The sequence below is a fragment of the Eubacterium sp. LMAG:50 genome (assembly GCF_008680265.1).
Classification (GTDB): Bacteria; Bacillota; Clostridia; order Lachnospirales; family Lachnospiraceae; genus Eubacterium_U; species Eubacterium_U album.
Window position 1 is genome coordinate 44,187 of sequence record NZ_NALP01000009.1, and the last position, 17,721, is coordinate 61,907.

16 protein-coding genes are annotated in these 17,721 nt (G+C 33.4%); 2 read left to right on the plus strand and 14 right to left on the minus strand.

What is annotated here, in order from left to right; genetic code table 11:
* Nucleotides 1-2: 2 nt before the first annotated feature.
* From rsmH to lgt, 3 genes are all read right to left on the minus strand, one after another.
* Nucleotides 3-938 (minus strand): 16S rRNA (cytosine(1402)-N(4))-methyltransferase RsmH, encoded by a 936-nt coding sequence (gene rsmH / locus CCC31_RS12425; protein ID WP_118565541.1) that lies wholly within the window; start codon nucleotides 936-938, stop codon nucleotides 3-5.
* 30 nt (nucleotides 939-968) lie between these two features.
* A complete protein-coding gene (gene mraZ, locus CCC31_RS12430; protein ID WP_022088215.1) occupies nucleotides 969-1,394 on the minus strand; it encodes a division/cell wall cluster transcriptional repressor MraZ in 426 nt (141 codons plus the stop codon).
* Between the two features lie 317 nt (nucleotides 1,395-1,711).
* Nucleotides 1,712-2,632 carry a prolipoprotein diacylglyceryl transferase gene (gene lgt, locus CCC31_RS12435; protein ID WP_290851894.1) on the minus strand — a complete coding sequence of 307 codons (921 nt, stop codon included), beginning with the start codon at nucleotides 2,630-2,632 and terminating at the stop codon, nucleotides 1,712-1,714.
* Nucleotides 2,633-2,863: 231 nt separating this feature from the next.
* On the opposite strand from lgt, the gene ychF reads away from it, so the two are divergent.
* Nucleotides 2,864-3,961 (plus strand): redox-regulated ATPase YchF, encoded by a 1,098-nt coding sequence (gene ychF / locus CCC31_RS12440; RefSeq protein WP_022088217.1) that lies wholly within the window; start codon nucleotides 2,864-2,866, stop codon nucleotides 3,959-3,961.
* A 304-nt stretch (nucleotides 3,962-4,265) separates the two neighbouring features.
* Nucleotides 4,266-5,000, plus strand: coding sequence for a phosphatase (locus CCC31_RS12445; protein WP_290851897.1), 735 nt, complete (start codon nucleotides 4,266-4,268; stop codon nucleotides 4,998-5,000).
* Nucleotides 5,001-5,394: 394 nt separating this feature from the next.
* Here the strand turns inward: CCC31_RS12445 and hydE are convergent, their stop codons facing one another.
* From hydE to priA, 11 genes are all read right to left on the minus strand, one after another.
* Nucleotides 5,395-6,441 carry a [FeFe] hydrogenase H-cluster radical SAM maturase HydE gene (gene hydE / locus CCC31_RS12450; RefSeq protein ID WP_290851899.1) on the minus strand — a complete coding sequence of 349 codons (1,047 nt, stop codon included), beginning with the start codon at nucleotides 6,439-6,441 and terminating at the stop codon, nucleotides 5,395-5,397.
* Nucleotides 6,442-6,455: 14 nt separating this feature from the next.
* On the minus strand, nucleotides 6,456-7,109 hold the full coding sequence (gene rpe / locus CCC31_RS12455; protein WP_117909833.1) for a ribulose-phosphate 3-epimerase: 654 nt from the start codon (nucleotides 7,107-7,109) through the stop codon (nucleotides 6,456-6,458).
* 23 nt (nucleotides 7,110-7,132) lie between these two features.
* Nucleotides 7,133-8,017 carry a ribosome small subunit-dependent GTPase A gene (gene rsgA, locus CCC31_RS12460; protein WP_022088513.1) on the minus strand — a complete coding sequence of 295 codons (885 nt, stop codon included), beginning with the start codon at nucleotides 8,015-8,017 and terminating at the stop codon, nucleotides 7,133-7,135.
* 52 nt (nucleotides 8,018-8,069) lie between these two features.
* The gene (pknB, locus tag CCC31_RS12465) at nucleotides 8,070-10,094 is read right to left on the minus strand and encodes a Stk1 family PASTA domain-containing Ser/Thr kinase (RefSeq protein WP_290851902.1); all 2,025 of its coding nucleotides are present in this window, start codon (nucleotides 10,092-10,094) and stop codon (nucleotides 8,070-8,072) included.
* Nucleotides 10,087-10,830, minus strand: coding sequence for a Stp1/IreP family PP2C-type Ser/Thr phosphatase (locus tag CCC31_RS12470; protein ID WP_117909831.1), 744 nt, complete (start codon nucleotides 10,828-10,830; stop codon nucleotides 10,087-10,089). The genes pknB and CCC31_RS12470 overlap by 8 nt, the downstream gene beginning before the upstream one ends.
* Entirely contained in the window at nucleotides 10,827-11,879 is a 1,053-nt protein-coding gene (rlmN, locus tag CCC31_RS12475; RefSeq protein WP_117909830.1) for a 23S rRNA (adenine(2503)-C(2))-methyltransferase RlmN, read from the minus strand. The genes CCC31_RS12470 and rlmN overlap by 4 nt, the downstream gene beginning before the upstream one ends.
* A gap of 11 nt (nucleotides 11,880-11,890) precedes the next feature.
* Complete coding sequence (gene rsmB, locus CCC31_RS12480; RefSeq protein ID WP_022088509.1) at nucleotides 11,891-13,243, minus strand: 16S rRNA (cytosine(967)-C(5))-methyltransferase RsmB; 1,353 nt, start codon at nucleotides 13,241-13,243, stop codon at nucleotides 11,891-11,893.
* Nucleotides 13,233-13,961 (minus strand): zinc metallopeptidase, encoded by a 729-nt coding sequence (locus CCC31_RS12485; RefSeq protein WP_117909828.1) that lies wholly within the window; start codon nucleotides 13,959-13,961, stop codon nucleotides 13,233-13,235. The genes rsmB and CCC31_RS12485 overlap by 11 nt, the downstream gene beginning before the upstream one ends.
* A gap of 2 nt (nucleotides 13,962-13,963) precedes the next feature.
* Nucleotides 13,964-14,890, minus strand: coding sequence for a methionyl-tRNA formyltransferase (gene fmt / locus CCC31_RS12490; protein WP_022088507.1), 927 nt, complete (start codon nucleotides 14,888-14,890; stop codon nucleotides 13,964-13,966).
* An 85-nt stretch (nucleotides 14,891-14,975) separates the two neighbouring features.
* Nucleotides 14,976-15,449, minus strand: coding sequence for a peptide deformylase (gene def, locus CCC31_RS12495; protein WP_022088506.1), 474 nt, complete (start codon nucleotides 15,447-15,449; stop codon nucleotides 14,976-14,978).
* Between the two features lie 16 nt (nucleotides 15,450-15,465).
* A complete protein-coding gene (gene priA, locus CCC31_RS12500; protein WP_158562657.1) occupies nucleotides 15,466-17,697 on the minus strand; it encodes a primosomal protein N' in 2,232 nt (743 codons plus the stop codon).
* Nucleotides 17,698-17,721: the final 24 nt, after the last annotated feature.

Here is a 17,721-nt window from a genome sequence, read left to right on the forward strand (position 1 = left end):
TGCTATCGCCTTTCAAATATTCTTAGTTTTGAGCTTTTTGCTCTCTTATTCACCTCAATCTCCTCTTCAGAAGGGATTATAGGCTTCCTTGTAATAACCTTTCCTTTTGATACTTTTCCGCAAACGCACACCGGAAAATTAGGTGGGCATGTACAAGGATTTTCATTTTCCTTAAATTTAACTTTTACTATTCTGTCTTCTAATGAGTGGAACGTTATTATACAAATTCTTCCACCCGGTTTTAAATGATCAATCATTGTATCTAGCGACTGACTCAACACTTCTAATTCTCTGTTTACTTCAATTCTTATTGCCTGAAATGTCTTCTTTGCAGGATGTCCACCTTTACTCTGTACTTTCATAGGTATCGCACCCTTTATAATGTCACTTAATTCTTTTGTTGTTTCGATTTTCTTTTCTTCTCTCGCTTTTACGATATGCTTTGCAATATTCTTTGCAAATTTGTCTTCACCATAATCTCTGATTATTCTGTAAAGTTCCATCTCGCTGTATTCATTAACAACACTGCTTGCTGTTCTGCTTTGTCTTGTGTCCATTCTCATATCAAGTGGAGCATCTGATTTGTAAGAAAATCCTCTTTCTAAATTATCAATTTGATATGAAGAAACGCCTAAATCCAATACGATTCCATCAACTTTTTCTACATTCAAATCCTTAAGTATTGTGTCTATCTCACAATAGTTGCTTCTTACTAATGATGTCTTGTCTTCAAATTCACTTAATCTTTTTCTTGCTGCTTCTAAGGCTTCTCCATCCTGATCAATTCCTATGAATCTACCTTTATTCGACAGACGCTTGCATACTTCATATGCATGTCCGCCTCCGCCTAATGTTCCATCTACATATATTCCGTCTGGTTTTATATCTAAGCCATCAATGGTTTCTTCTAAAAGTACTGACACATGTTTGAAATCCATATGACCCCTCTTTTCTAATTGTTTTATATTCTATATTCCAAGTTCTGACATGTGCTCTGCAATTTCATCCATGTCATCATATTCTGTATTTTCTGCCCATTTATCCGGATTCCAGATTTCTATTCTTTTTCCTGCGCCTACCCATACTATATCTTTTTCAAGTGAGGCATATGCCCTTAATTCTGCAGGTATTAAAACTCTTCCCTGTTTATCAGTCTCAAGGGTTGCTGCCCCCGCGAGGAAAAATCTAACAAATTTACGGACATTTTTGTCTGTTAATGATAGTGACCCAATTTTTTCAGCTAATATATTCCATTCACTTTCTGTAAACCCGAATATACACTGGTCTAATCCTTTGGTAATTACAAACTTCTCCCCAAGTTCTTCTCTAAACTTGGCAGGGACAATTGCTCTACCTTTTGTATCAACTTTTTGATTGTATTGTCCCATTAACATTGAAATCACCTACTTTTTATGGTTTTTTGCTAATTTTTAACCACTTTCAACCACTTTTCTCCACTTTGTGCCACTCATAAGGCTATTTTAGTACAAATATGGGCTTTCTGCAATACTTTTTTTGCTGTATTTGCCATACATTTCTTACAAATTAGTTTTCTTATACAAACTATGCGAAACACGCTTTGCGATTTTCTCAAGTTATCGCGGCAGTCGCCAAGGTCTCACGCAAGCATGGACTTTGGCTCGTTGCTCGTGTAAATAAAAAGCTTCGCCTAAAATAAGACGAAGCTTTTTAAAATAATTACTATTCACTTTTATATTTCAATTTCCGATGTGTCATCAACATCCTTTTTTAATCTATTTCTCATATAAATAGCAAATGCTATTCCTACTATTATAAGTATTAAAGATAATACCTGAGAAACAGGCCATCCTGTAACCGGCATTATAAGTTGGTCAGAACGTAGTCCCTCAATAAAGAATCTTCCTGTTCCATACCCGATTATATACCACAAAAATACCTCTCCATTATATTTCTTCTTATCTCTAAATATAAGTAATATAATTAATAGTACCAGATTCCAACATGATTCATATAAAAATGTAGGATGAACCTGAATGTATCCTATCTGTTCCAATGTTTTGCCAAACATTTTCTCCATTCCTTCTCTTACGGAATCCGGAACCTGAGTTATACTATAATGACTGTCAAAATATATTTTCATTGCGAATGGATTTTTACCTGATGCAACTCCTCCGAACGCTTCTCTGTTAAAGAAATTACCCCATCTTCCAAGTATCTGTCCAAGTATTAATCCTAACACTGCCGTGTCCATTACTCTTGGCATTGACATTTTTTTAATTCTCGTATATACAAAACACGTAATTATTGCTGCAATTATTCCACCATATATTGCAAGTCCTCCACCTCTTATATTTAATATCTGTCCCGGATTTTTCTTATAATAATCCCAACTGAATATTACATAATAAAGTCTTGCTCCAATAACGCTAAATATAATTGCATATATTGCGAAATCAATATAGTCATTTGGATCCTGTCCTGTTCTCTTTGCTTCTGCACACGTAACAATTATTCCTAATATCATACCTGTTGCTATTATCATTCCATAATAAGCAATATCAACTCCAAATATCGAAATACTTTTTCCAACATTATTAAGTTTTATTCCCAAATTGGCAAATTCAATGCTGGTTGCTAAAATACTATTCATATAACTTTCCTTCTTATTCTTTTTATATTCTTATTGCTATTTTCCTATTAATTAATATCATTTTTAATCTAGGCTTTTTTGTCTTCTCCGATTATATCTTTGACAATATTTAATGTCAATGTTTACCGCTCTTTTGCCTTCTTTGTTTTAACTGCATTTATTCTTATTTTCAAATTTATAAAAGTATGCTAAACTATGATGTGGTAATACCAAAGAAACGGAGGATTTCATATGAAGTTAGGTATTGTAGGCTTACCAAATGTAGGCAAAAGTACTTTATTTAATTCATTAACAAAGGCCGGTGCAGAATCAGCAAATTATCCTTTCTGTACTATCGACCCTAACGTTGGTGTTGTTGCAGTCCCTGATGAGAGACTTAACAAGTTAGCTGCTTTATACAACTCAGCTAAAGTAACACCTGCAGTTATTGAATTTGTTGACATAGCAGGATTAGTAAAGGGTGCTTCTAAAGGTGAAGGTCTTGGAAACCAGTTCCTTGCCAATATCCGTGAGGTTGACGCAATCGTACATGTTGTAAGATGTTTTGAGGACACAAATGTTATCCATGTAGACGGAAACATTAATCCTTTAAGAGATATTGAAACTATTAATCTTGAATTAATCTTATCTGATGCAGAAATTTTGGAACGTCGTATCGCTAAGACAACAAGAGGTGCAAGAAATGATAAGACTTTAGCTAAAGAACTTGATTTCTTACAGAGATTAAAAGCTTATCTTGAAGCAGGAAATCTTGCAATCGGATTTGATACTGATGATGAAGATGAACAGGCATGGATTAAAGAATATAATCTTTTAACATACAAACCTGTTATCTTTGCTGCAAATGTTTCTGAAGATGATTTAGCTGATGACGGTGCTTCTAACGAGCACGTTGCTGCTGTAAGAAAGTTTGCTGCTGAGAACAATTGCGAAGTTTTTGTAATCAGTGCTGAAATCGAACAGGAAATTTCTGAATTAGATGATGACGAAAAGCAAATGTTCCTTGAAGACTTAGGATTAAAGGAATCAGGTCTTGATAAACTAATCAAAGCAAGTTATTCTCTTCTTGGTCTCATCAGTTATTTAACATCAGGTGAAGACGAAACAAGAGCATGGACAATCAAGAAAGGTACAAAAGCTCCACAGGCTGCCGGCAAAATTCACACTGATTTTGAACGTGGATTTATCAAAGCCGAAGTTGTAAATTATCAGGATTTGCTTGACTGCGGTTCTTATTCAAAAGCAAAAGAAAAAGGTCTTGTAGGCCTTGAAGGAAAAGACTATATTGTAAAAGATGGAGATGTAATTCTTTTCAGATTTAATGTATAGCATTATCAATAAGACCATTTGTTTATCAGATGGTCTTATTTTTATATATAGAAATTCAATCTTTACATTTACCTTTCAATTTGGGATGAATGTAAAACTTAACGAAAGAACGCTCGCGCTGCTTGCCGCTCGTAGCAGTTCTAAATATTCAGCACATATTCTAACTTTGAAAACTGCGTTTTCAGCCAGAATATGCACTGAATATTTGAACCGACGGCGACAAATGCTCTTTCTTTTAAGTTTTACATTCATCCCAAATAAAAACAAATTAATTATGCAATACATATTATCAGGAGATTATTATATGAAAGAAATTAAATTAGATGTTCACACACATACATTAGCCAGTGGGCACGCTTATGGTACAATCAACGAAATGATTAAAGAAGCATCCAATCGTAACTTGGATATTTTAGGCATAACAGAACACGGTCCCGGAATTCCTGGTGCATGCAATCCATTCTACTTTTTCAACATAAAGGTAGTTCCACGTATGCAATATGGAGTTAAACTTATGCTTGGTGCTGAGATTAATATACTTGACTACAAAGGAACCTTAGATTTAAAGCCTGAACATATTAAACATTTAGATTTAAGAATAGCGGGAATTCATTTTCAATGTTACAAACCGGGAAGCATCGACGAAAATACTACTGCAATAATCAACGCAATAAAAAATCCTGACATTGACATAATCAGTCATCCTGATGACGGACATTGCCCTTTAGATTACGAAGCTGTAGTAAAAGCAGCTAAAGAATACCATACCTTATTAGAGCTTAACAACAACGCCCTACGTAGTTCTTCCCGTTTAAATGTAGCACAAAACCAGGAAACTCTAATGAAATTGTCAATGAAATATGATGTACCTATGATATGCGGTAGCGACGCTCACTACATGAATGACATTGCAAACTACACATGCATCGAACCAATTATTAAAAAAGTAAACTTTCCTGATAAACTTATAATCAATTATGACTCAAAGAAATTTGAAGAATATATAAATGAAAATGCAAAAAACAGATTATACCATTAATTTAAAAATTATAATGCAAATGATGTCAAGGTCACAATATGAGCAAAGAGTGGGATAATTCCCACGATATGCGAATATTGGGTAGGATTGTGGAAGTGCATAGCACGGAATAATCCATAGGCATCAATGTTTGGTGCTTTTGCCCCCCAACATCATATAAATTGATATAACAAAATTTATAATGACTATAAAACTAATAAACTAAATTTGCGATGGCTATAAAACTTAAAAGAAAGAGCATTTGTCGCCGTCGGTTCAAATATTCAGCGCATATTCTGGCTGAAAACGCAGTTTTCAAAGTCAGAATATACACTGAATATTTAGAACTGCTACGAGCGACAAGCAGCGCGAGCGTTCTTTCGTTAAGTTTTATAGCCATCGCAATATAAGTTAATTATTGTATTCTGCTGTTTCCAATATCAGTTACTATATGATATCCCGTAGATTCCACCCTTAAATTAAGACAATTTCTACACTGTGCCGATTCTTCTCCCGTACAAATCTTATTATCATACAACTCATATTTTTTTCTAACTCTTACAGGAGACAAATTAGGCATTACAACATTTGCTCCTGCCTTTAATCCTAATTCTCTTCCATTTGGGTCTATTGTTCCAAGAGCCGTTGTAGCCGGTAGTAAAACTTTAGGAAATAACAATCTGATTATTGCAAGTAATACTAACGTCTGTTGCAATGATCCATTTTTTTGATTATTAAATGGTGTATTTTCATGAGATAAATATGGTCCTATTCCAATCATATGCGGTCTTAAATCCTGCATAAACCTTAAGTCTTCAACCAAATTATCAGTTGTCTGGTAAGGCGAACCTACCATAAATCCTGCCCCTACCTGATATCCAATTTTTCTAAGACTGTATAAACATTCTTTTCTATTTTCAAGACTCATGTTATATGGATGTAATTTTTTATAATGTACTTCATTTGCAGTCTCATGTCTAAGCAAATACCTATCTGCTCCCATATTCCACCAATATTCGTACTCATCATAAGTTCTTTCACCTACCGACAAAGTAATAGCACAATCAGGAAATTCATTTTTTATGCATTTAACTATTTTTCCAATCTTTTCCTTCGTAAAATAACTGTCTTCTCCACCTTGTAAAACAAATGTCCTAAATCCTAACACATATCCTTCTCTAGCACATTCTAATATTTCATCCAAGGTAAGTCTGTATCTTTCTACTTTATCATTACTTTTTCGTATTCCACAATAATAACAATCATTTTTGCAAACATTGGTAAATTCTATCAGTCCCCTAATATAAACATCATTTCCATATTCTCTCTCCCTCACCCTTCTTGCATAGTAAAAAAGCTTCTCTCTTTCCTCTTCACTTATCGTATTTATCAGTTGTAACAATTCACAATCTTCTAAATTTTGGTTTTCATATAACTTTTCTATTAATTCTGTGTTCTTCATATTATTTATTTGATTTACTTATTAAATATTTCTTTAAATCTTTTTACATTTTCTTCTACGTTTCCTTTATATACAGCTGAGCCTGCAACAATTACATTTGCTCCGGCTTCTAACGGGACATTTACATTATCTAATGTAACCCCACCATCTACCTGTATAGCTAAATCCATATTATATTCTTCTTTTACTGCTCTAAGCACTTCAACCTTTTCAGTACATTCATCTATATATGACTGTCCTCCAAATCCCGGATTTACTGTCATAACCAAAATCATGTCTACCATTTCCATATATGGAATTACTTCATCTACTGCTGTTGGCGGATTTAGGGCCAAACCGACTTTAAGTCCTGCTTTTTTTATTGCCTCGATAGTAGTTTTTACATCTTCACAAGCTTCTACATGTATAGTAAGAAGGTCAGCTCCTACCTCTTTAAACTGTTCAATATATCTTATTGGTTCTTCTATCATCAAATGAACATCAAATAATTTATCAGTACATCCTCTTATAGATTTAATAACAGGTATACCAAATGAAATATTTGGTACAAACATTCCATCCATGACATCTATGTGTATCCAGTCACATCCTGCCTCGTCTATTCTTTTTACATCTGCTCCTAAATTTGCAAAATCTGCTGATAAAATTGATGGTGATAACTTATTCATTTTCTTTTCCTCTCCATATATATTTAATATTTATTTCTTTCCATTTCTTCTAATTCTTTATAAAGTAAAATATAATTTTCATACCTTGTCTTAGAAATTTTCCCTGAATTCACTGCTTCTTTAACCCCACATATAGGTTCATTTATATGTGCACACCCTCCAAATTTACATTCCGGCTCATACTGTGCCATTTCAGGAAAACAATCCTGCAACTTTTCTTTAGTCATTCCAGGTACAAACATCGAACTAAAACCGGGAGTATCTACGATATATGACTCTTTATCCATGTTAAATATTTCTGAATGCCTTGTTGTATGCTTACCTCTGCCTATTTTCTCGCTTATTTTACCTGTTTCCATTTTATCTTCATTTGTAAGCGCATTTAACATTGAAGATTTACCCACACCTGACGGTCCGGCTAAAACAGTTGTCTTTCCATATAGTAGTTTCTTTATTTCTTCCACGCCTTCATTTTCCGTAGCGCTTGCAAATAAGACCTTATATCCTGCATTGTTGTATGTGTTCTTTAATTCTTCCATGAATTTTTCATTTCCAATGTCTATTTTATTAAAACAGATTATTGTTTCAATATTCTGATATTCCATCATTACTAAGAATCTGTCCAATAGATTTAAATTAGGATCAGGTTTTTTTACTGCAAATACTATCATTGCCTGATCTACATTTGCAACTAATGGTCTGATAAGATCATTTTCCCTTGATAAAATTTTTACTATATTTCCTTTTTTCTCTAAAGAATCCAATATATCAACTTCTACATTGTCCCCTACTAAAGGTTTTATTTTATTATTTCTAAATTTTCCCTTTGCCTTGCATTCATATATTCCATAATCTTTTATGTGAACATAATAAAATCCCGCAATTCCTTTTATTATTTTTCCTGTCATTCTTCACCTATACAACTTAATAGGGGACTAAAAAGTCCCCTATTGTTATTCATCATCCACCTGCGTTAATTTTAACTATACGACTACCTATCATTAATGTGTATGTACAATCTGTTCCATCCTGATTTGTTGGAACATTGATTATTGTAGTATCCCATGTTGATGCATCGTCTGTAGCTTCTGTTTGTCCATTACTATATGTTACCGTAATAACACCGCCTGTAACAGGTGTGTTGTCATCTTCAAAATATAACTGTGATTTTACTAAAACAGCCTGTTTAGATTCATTTATAACCTGTTGTGTAGTTGTCTCAGGTACAGTTGTTACTTCAACCGGTCCTAAACTTACTACAAGTCCTATTGTTGTACCCTTTGGAATTGTTCCACCTGATTTAACCGTCTGTCTTATTACTTTTCCATTAGCAACGGATTCATCATTTACATATCGTATTTCTCCAACTTTTAATCCTGCTGCTGAAATAGAACTTTTAGCATCTTTCTCTTTCTTTCCAATCAAAGACGGTACAATAGTTGTTGTTGAAATTTTAGTTCCTCTGCTTGCCTTAATATGAACCGTATCTCCTTTTGAAACCGGTGCTCCTTCACTCGGATTAATATCTAATACAGTATCAACACTTGCTGAATTATATTCGTATTCTATTTCCCAGTTTACTCCGATTTCATCAAGTTTTGACTCTACATCAGTTAGTTTTTCTCCAACTAGTTCCTTAGGTATTTCTAATTTTTCAGAACCTTTACTTACCGTTAAGATTACTGTTGTGTGCTTATCAATTACACTATCTGCATCAACGGACTGCTTACATATGTATCCGCTTTCATATTCATCATTATAAACATAGCCTTCATATTGGTATCCTAACGCCTTATCATGTAATGCTTCCTGTGCTTCATCTTCTGTCATTCCTACTACATCAGGAACTATTGTCTGCTTTGAATCAATAGTAGATGATTCTTTTTGAGGTGTTGTAGGTATTTCTACGTTATTACTTTGTACAACTACTGTTATAATTATAACGATTATAATAAACATTATTATACCTGCAATAATTCCACCTACTGTAATTAACTTATCTAACTTAGGGTCAACAGCATCTATATCATTGTTATCCTGTATTTTTTCAATCTTTTCATCAACTACTTTACCATCATCAGGATTTATTTTCTTAATTCCCGAATCAGTAATTAATGTTGTTTCACTTAAATCTTCATTTGAATCAAATCTTACAAAATCATCATAAGGATTTAATAATGACTTTTTCAAATCTGCTATAAGTGATGATATTTTAGGATATCTTCTGTCTGGTTTATTCTGTGTACATTTAAGGACTATTTTTGAAATACTTACCGGCATTTCAGGAATTATGCTTCTTATGTCAGGAACATTATTCTGAATGTGCTGTAATGCAATATTTACAGTATTATCTCCATCAAACGGTACTTTTCCTGTAAGCATTTCATACATTGTAATGCCTAGCGAATAAATATCACTTCTCTCATCTACATAACTTCCCTTTGCCTGTTCAGGAGATATGTAATGAACTGAACCCATGGCATTTCCATTTATCGTATTTGCTGAAGCAGCTTTAGCTATTCCAAAATCAGTTACTTTTACTTTTCCTTCTCTTGAAATAATAATATTCTGCGGCTTTATATCTCTATGCACTATCTGATTGTTATGTGCACACTCTATGCCCTGTGCAATCTGGATTGCAATACTTGTAGCTTCTTTTACTGAAAGCCTTTTCTTTCTTGCTATATATTGCTTTAATGTAATTCCTTCAACAAGTTCCATTACAATATAATAAAGTCCTGCATCTTCTCCTACATCATAAACATTTACAATATTTGTATGTTCGAGTCTTGCAGCAGACTGCGCTTCCACTCTGAATTTTGATACAAAATTCTTATCTTTACTAAATTCATGTTTTAATACTTTAATAGCTACAAATCTATTTAACTTATGGTCTTTTGCTTTATAGACATCCGACATTCCACCGGAACCTACTTTATCTAAAACCTCATACCTGTTTCCAATAAACATACCCTTCTTAATCATTGTTACACCTCATCACTCCCGGCTCAACAAGAACAACCGATATATTATCTTTTCCACCATTCTCATTAGCCTGATCAATAAGTCTATGGACTGCTGATTCAATATCATCGCTGGATTGAACTATGGTTTTTATCTCATAATCCTCAACCATATTAGTTAATCCATCTGAGCACAACAAAAGCTTATCATTTGGCTTTGTCTCAATCTCAAAAATATCTGCTGTCACAGCCTCTTCTGCACCTACCGCGCGTGTAATAATATTCTTTTTAAAATGAGTTCTGGCTTCTTCCTTTGCCAGCTGACCTAATCTGACCATTTCTTCTACTAAAGAATGATCTCTTGTTATCTGCTGTATATCCTCATTTACAAGGTATAGTCTACTGTCACCTACATTTGCAATATAAACATGATTCTCAACAATTGTAGCTGCTACAAATGTTGTTCCCATACCTGAATAATCTTTATTAGACTTTGCTAAATCAAGAATTATTTTATTTATCTCCATAATCCCCGAATCGAGTATATTAGCCGGATCTGTCATATTAGTTGTGCATACATATTTAATAAATTCTTCTATGCTTTTCCTAGACGCAACATCTCCTGCCTTATGTCCGCCCATGCCATCGGCTACAATGAATAAATTTGGAAGTTTTCCAACGGAACTCATTGATACAAATATACTATCCTGATTAATTGTTCTCATTAATCCAACATCGCTCTTTCCATATGCTTTCACTCCAAATCCTCCTTTCGCTGACTCATTGCTTCGTTTCGAAGTTGACCACAGGCTCCATTTATATCTCTGCCCATCTCTCTTCTTATAGTAGCATTTATTTTATATTTTTCAACTCTCGATTTAAATTGTAAAACAGCTTGTTTTGCAGACTGACGGTATTCTCTTTCTTTAATTGGATTTACCGGTATCAGATTAACATGACAATTCAAATCTGATACAAGTCTGCCTAATTTATCCGCCTCTTCTATTGTATCATTTACACCTGCAACAAGACTATATTCAAATGTTATTCTTCTTCCTGTTTTATTGAAATAGTATCTGCATGCATCTAAAACTTCTTCTATTGTATATTTATTTGCAATAGGAAGCAATTTCTTTCTGGTTTCATCATCTGATGCATGTAAGGAAATTGCCAATGTAATTTGAAAATTCATATCTGCTAATTCCTTAATTTTTGGAATCAGTCCGCATGTTGATAACGTAATATTTCTCTGGCTTATATTTGCACCATTCTCATCTGTTATCATTCTAAGGAAATTAGTCACATTCTCAAAATTATCTAAAGGCTCGCCACTTCCCATTAAAACTATATTTGATACTCTCTCATCTATATTTTTTTCTATCTGATAAATCTGTTCAAGCAGTTCAGATGTAGTAAGATTTCTATCTAATCCATTTAGCGTTGAAGCACAAAAGCGGCATCCCATACGACATCCTGACTGTGTTGAAATACATACTGAATTTCCATGATGATATCTCATTAACACACTTTCAATTACTGCTCCACCTTTTATTCCAAATAAATATTTTCTTGTTCCATCTATTTTAGAAATTAAGACCTTTTCAGGTTTAAGAGTGATTATCTCATACTTTTCATCTAATTTATGTCGCAAATCTTTTGACAAATTAGTCATTTCGTCAAAGCTTGAAACTCTGTCAATATGAAGCCATTTATATATCTGTCCTGCTCTAAAAGGCTTCTCTCCCATCTGACTTAATTCATTCTTTAATTGTTCTAAATTATATGATTTAATGTCTAATTTTGTCATATCTTTTCATCCTATTTATCTATTCTTCTAAATGCCGAAATAAAAAATCCATCCATTCCATATTTTCCCGGAAGAATCTGAACATAATCATGTTTGTTGTCAATTATCTGTTCCGGCAGTTTTTTATTTAATGACTGTAATTTAAACGGAAGATTTTCTTCTATCCATTTTACATTATCTTCATTTTCTTCTTTTGTCACAGTACAAGTACTATATATTAATGTTCCACCCGGTTTAACATATTTGGAAACCACGCTTAATATTTCTTTTTGCAATTTTGCAAGCTCATTTATCTGTTCAATACTTGTGTTATATTTTATATCAACTTTATTTCCTATAACTCCAAGTCCTGAGCAAGGCAAATCTGCTATAACAATATCTGCTTTACCTATGACATTTTTATCTAATTTAGTTGCATCTTTACATTCAGCAAAAATACAGTTAAATCCGGTTCTTTTTATATTTTCATTAATAAGGCCTACTTTATATTCAGTTAAGTCTCTTGCCCTAATTTTACCTTTATTATGAATCAAATCAGCTATATGAAGGCTTTTTCCTCCAGGTGCCGCACACACATCAATTATGTAGTCCCCTTCTTTAGGATTAGCTGCCATTCCTACAAACATTGAACTTAAATTCTGTACTACAATGTTTCCTTTATTAAAATCATAAAAATCTGCAATCTGATTATAATCTGATATTTCTAATGCATTGCTATACAATGTAGAGCGTTTTACTTTTGCTCCTTCATTTTCAAGTCTTACTACTACTTCGTCAACTGTAGTTTTTGACGTATTCACTCTAATAGTTGTTGTTTTTTTATTATACACACTTTTAAGTATATTTTTTGTCGTTTCAATGCCAAATCTTTCAATCCACATATCAACAATCCATAAAGGCATTGAATATTCAATCTCAAGTCTTTCATTTTCTTTTTCAGGATATTTTATGGAATCCATATTTCTGGCTATATTTCTAACAACACCATTTACAAATCCACTTAAATTAGAAAATTTTCTTTTTTTTGCTAATTTAACTGCTTCATTACAAACTGCCGATTCAGGAACACTGTCCATATATTTAAGCTGGTAAACAGACATTCGTAATATATATCTGATTACCGGCTTCATTTTATTAACTTTTGTTTTAGAAAACAAGTTAATTATATAATCTTCTTCAATTGTTCTTTCTATAGTTCCCTGAAACAGGCGTGTAATAAAAGCTCTTTGATTTTTATCAAGATTTTTATTTTCATCTAATGTATCTTTAACAATTAAATGACTAAGTCTACCTTTATTATTTTCTAAAAGCATATTTAAAACTATATTTCTAAGATTAACTTCCGGCGCTTTATTAGTCGTCACGTCTTCTTCCTCCGCCAAATAATACAATAAGTCTCAATAACTGCAAAATAGATGAAGCTGCTGCCGCAACATATGTCATAGCCGCTGCTGATAAAACTTTTCGTGTATATTGTAGTTCCTGTGTTCCAAGAATTCCTGTTGATTCGAGTATTTGCATTGCACGTGATGATGCATTAAATTCTACCGGCAATGTAACGAGCTGGAATAATACGGCTAATGAAAATGCCCATATTCCTAAATCAATAATCATCTGCGATGAATTGCCGCCTATAAACAATCCTGCGATTATTAATATCCATGAAAGTCTTGAGCCCCAATTTGCAAATGGGACTAATGCGCTTCTAATTGAAATAGGTGCATATCCTTTTGCATGCTGTATTGCATGTCCACATTCATGTGCTGCTACTCCGACTGCTGCAACGCTGTCACTTGCATAGGTTGCATCTGACAAACTTAAAACTTTATTTGCCGGATTATAATTATCTGTCAGATTGCCTCTTATATGACGAATCTGAACATCTGTAATTCCCTGAGATCTTAATATTCTTTCTGCAGCCTGAGCTCCTGTAAGTCCTGACATACTTCTATAATTAGAGTATTTATTATATGTTGAATTTACTCTTGCTGAAGCTATCATACATATAGCTGCACCAATAATTAAGAAAATATAAGTTGGATCAAAATAATAATATCCATATCCATAATATGCTAAAATCATATTTATCCCTCCATTCTATCAGGAATTTTAGCTCCATTTAGGAAATCTCTTGTTTTCATTCTCTTTTTGCCCTCTAACTGTAGTTCTAAAATTTTAAGGCTTCCCTTTCCCGTTGCAACACGGATAAAGTCTTTACCTACTTCAGTAATTGTTCCTGGTGCAGAATCATTTTCAGAATCGTCCACATCTGCATCCCATATTTTTAAAGTCTTACCATCCATTTTTGTATATGCACTTGGCCATGGATTCAACCCTCTTATAAGTCTCTCAATTTCATTTGCAGATTTATTAAAGTCAATTTTTCCTAACTGTTTATTAATCATACCTGCATAATTTGACTTACTGTCATCCTGCGGAGTTCTTACTGCTGTTCCATTTTCAAGTTCGATTAATGTTTTTAAGATTAATTTTCCACCCTCTATTGCTAATTTATCAAATAAGCTTCCGCCGGTTTCTTTCTTATCAATCGGGACAACTACTTTGTCTATAATATCCCCTGTATCTAATCCTTCATTCATATACATTGTTGTAACACCTGTTTCTTTTTCGCCGTCAATAACTGACCACTGAATAGGTGCCGCTCCTCTGTATTTAGGAAGTAATGATGCATGTACGTTTATGCATCCATACTTAGGCATATCTAAAATTGCTTTTGGTAAAATTTGTCCAAATGCAATTACCACAATTGCATCAGGATTCATTTCTTTTAACTTTTCAATAAATTCAGTTTCTTTAACTCTTTGTGGCTGATATACATCAAGTCCTAATTCCAATGCTTTTTCTTTTACCGGTGTGTATTGCATTTTTCCACCACGTCCCTTTGGTTTATCAGGTTGTGTAATTACACCAACCACATCATGACCTGCTTTTACAATATTTTCTAAAGCATTAACTGAAAAATCGGGAGTACCCATAAATACTATTTTCATCTTATTTCTCCTCTAATAATATGTATTGCCCCTCCCTTAGGTCGGTGGCTTGTCGTCGGAAAGATTTATTAAAATGAATTTTTCTTTATTCATCTTCTAATTCTTCATTGTCATATATTCTTCCTTCAACCTTGTCTACATACATTATTCCGTCTAAATGATCACATTCATGCTGTATTGCTCTTGCTAGTAATTCTGTTCCCTCTAATTCATATAATTCCATATTTTCATCATATGCTCTTACAACAACATGGTTGCTTCTTGTTACTACCCCTGATTTTCCTGGAAGGCTTAAACATCCTTCATACCCTGTCTGTTCTCCATCTTTTTCTATAATTTCAGGATTAATCATGATAATCGGGCCATCTCCTATATCTATTACGACAATTCTTTTAAGAACACCAACCTGAGGTGCTGCAAGTCCGACACCATTTGCCTCATACATAGTATCAAGCATATCATCTATAAGAATCTTTGTTCTAGCATTAATATTTTTAACTTCTTTACAAACTTTTCTTAAACATGGATCTCCTAATTCTCTAACATTTCTAAGCGCCATCTCATTTCTCCTTTTATCACTCTCTCACATTAAATTGTAAGGTTATACCTTTAACTTTTTGTGAAGTATTTATTAATTCTTGTATATAGTCTGACATTCTAATAAGTTTTTCTTTATCAAGACTTTTTAAATATATCATTCTTCTATATACATCATTTATCTTTGCCACCGGAGGTTTCGCCGGTCCAATTATCATTAACTGTTTAAATTTTGCTTCTTTTAATTTGTTTATATATTTAGTAAGGGCATCTGTAAATCTGTCTAACAACTCCTCATCTTCAGATTGAATTAAGATTTCAGTCATTGCCGCTACAGGTGGATATTGCATTAATTGTCTATATGCTAATTCTTCCTGATAGAATTCTTCATAATCCTGCTTTGCTGCTGATTCAATACTATAATTATCCGGTGAGTATGTCTGAATTACGACCTGTCCTTTTTCTTTTCCTCTTCCTGCTCTTCCTGCTGCCTGCGTTAGTAATTGAAATGTCTTTTCAGCCGCCGTATAATCACTCGCATATAATGACATATCCGCTGCTAAAATTCCAACTAATGTTACATCAGGAAAGTCATGTCCTTTTACAATCATCTGAGTTCCAACGAGGATATCTGCCTGATGATTTGCGAAAGCTGACAGTATTTCTTCATGACCACCTTTTCTTGATGTTGTGTCAAAATCCATTCGCAATACTTTGGCCTGTGGAAATTCTTTTTTTATCATTGTTTCAACTTTTTGTGTTCCTATACCAAATCCGGCTATATATTTAGAACCACATTTTGGGCATAACCTTGGAATCGGTTCTTCGTAACCGCAATAATGGCACACCATTTTTCCATTATTATGGGCTTTTAATGTCACATCACAATGTGGGCATTTGACTGCCTCTCCACACTCCCGACACGACACAAATCCTGCATATCCTCTTCTATTTATAAACAACATAGTCTGCTGTTTTTTTTCTAATCTGTCATTAATCAGCTGCTTTAATTCCATACTAAACATTGACTTATTGTCATTCTTTAGCTCTTTCCTCATATCAACTACTGACACCTGTGCCAATTTGCCTTTTTCTCTGCTTGTAAGTCTGTGTAACTTATATTTCCCTGTCTGCGCATTAAAATATGATTCTAAAGAAGGTGTTGCTGAGCCTAAAACTAATGTTGCTCCTGTAATATTGCATAATTTTGCAGCCACCTCTCTTGCATGATATTTAGGAACATTTTCACTTTTATATGCTCCCTCATGCTCTTCATCAATTACTATAAGGCCTAAATTTTCAAATGGGGTAAAAAGCGCAGATCTTGGACCTATGATTATACTTATTTCTCCTCTTTTTGCCCTTTCAAACTGATCATACTTTTCTCCTGCTGACAGTTTTGAATTAATTATTGACACCTTATCTTTAAATCTTCTCGTAAATCTCTTTACTGTCTGATATGTTAAAGCGATTTCAGGAATTAAAACAATCGCCTGTTTTCCATCGTGGATAGTCTTGTCTATAATATCCATATAAACTTCTGTTTTACCGCTTCCGGTTATCCCATAAATCAAATGAACATTTGCTTTTTCACTTTTTTTATAATCCATTGTCTTTTTAATACCGTCTGCGACAGCTTTTTGCTGTTCATTTAATATTATATCATAACGCTCAAGATTATTAAAATTAACAGGATTTCTATAACTGTTTTCAATTTCTATCAAAATATCTCCTGTAGATTCAAGTGCCTTCAGAGTACTTGGCGATATATTTAATTTGTCTACTACAAGCTCCTTTGACATATGTTTTATATCTTTTAGTTCCTGTAGCAATCTGACCTTTGCCTTTGCATTGGACTTTTTATATTTTAATATCTTTTCTTCTGCTTCTTCTTCACTTATATTAAGCGTTATTGTCTTCTTTTGTATATTTTTTATTTTCTTTTTAACAGGTATGACTGTTTTTAATGCCTGATTCATTGTACAGCTATACTCTTTCTTTATCCACCAGGCTAACTCTATAAGTTGTTTTTCAACCGTTGCCGCGCCTTCATTTGCACGAATAATATATTTCATCTTATTTATATCAAATGACGGCTTGTCTGTTATCTCGATTACATATCCTGTTATCTCTCTGTTTCCTTTTCCAAATGGAATAACTATCTGAGTACCTATAGATATCTTATCTTCTAATTCTTTCGGTATTATATAACCAAAAGGGCGGTCCAATTTTTCATGTGAAATATCAACAATAATATTCGCAAATTTCATTTGACACCGCCCTTTCATATCTTA

Coding starts and splice junctions, on each gene's coding strand:
- rsmH (WP_118565541.1), bottom strand. CDS start 938: ATGGATTTCAAACATGTGTCAGTACTTTTAGAAGAAACCATTGATGGC.
- rlmN (WP_117909830.1), bottom strand. CDS start 11,879: ATGACAAAATTAGACATTAAATCATATAATTTAGAACAATTAAAGAAT.
- rsgA (WP_022088513.1), bottom strand. CDS start 8,017: ATGACAGGAAAAATAATAAAAGGAATTGCGGGATTTTATTATGTTCAC.
- mraZ (WP_022088215.1), bottom strand. CDS start 1,394: ATGTTAATGGGACAATACAATCAAAAAGTTGATACAAAAGGTAGAGCA.
- lgt (WP_290851894.1), bottom strand. CDS start 2,632: ATGAATAGTATTTTAGCAACCAGCATTGAATTTGCCAATTTGGGAATA.
- CCC31_RS12445 (WP_290851897.1), top strand. CDS start 4,266: ATGAAAGAAATTAAATTAGATGTTCACACACATACATTAGCCAGTGGG.
- rpe (WP_117909833.1), bottom strand. CDS start 7,109: ATGAATAAGTTATCACCATCAATTTTATCAGCAGATTTTGCAAATTTA.
- CCC31_RS12485 (WP_117909828.1), bottom strand. CDS start 13,961: ATGATTTTAGCATATTATGGATATGGATATTATTATTTTGATCCAACT.
- def (WP_022088506.1), bottom strand. CDS start 15,449: ATGGCGCTTAGAAATGTTAGAGAATTAGGAGATCCATGTTTAAGAAAA.
- ychF (WP_022088217.1), top strand. CDS start 2,864: ATGAAGTTAGGTATTGTAGGCTTACCAAATGTAGGCAAAAGTACTTTA.
- priA (WP_158562657.1), bottom strand. CDS start 17,697: ATGAAATTTGCGAATATTATTGTTGATATTTCACATGAAAAATTGGAC.
- fmt (WP_022088507.1), bottom strand. CDS start 14,890: ATGAAAATAGTATTTATGGGTACTCCCGATTTTTCAGTTAATGCTTTA.
- pknB (WP_290851902.1), bottom strand. CDS start 10,094: ATGATTAAGAAGGGTATGTTTATTGGAAACAGGTATGAGGTTTTAGAT.
- hydE (WP_290851899.1), bottom strand. CDS start 6,441: ATGAAGAACACAGAATTAATAGAAAAGTTATATGAAAACCAAAATTTA.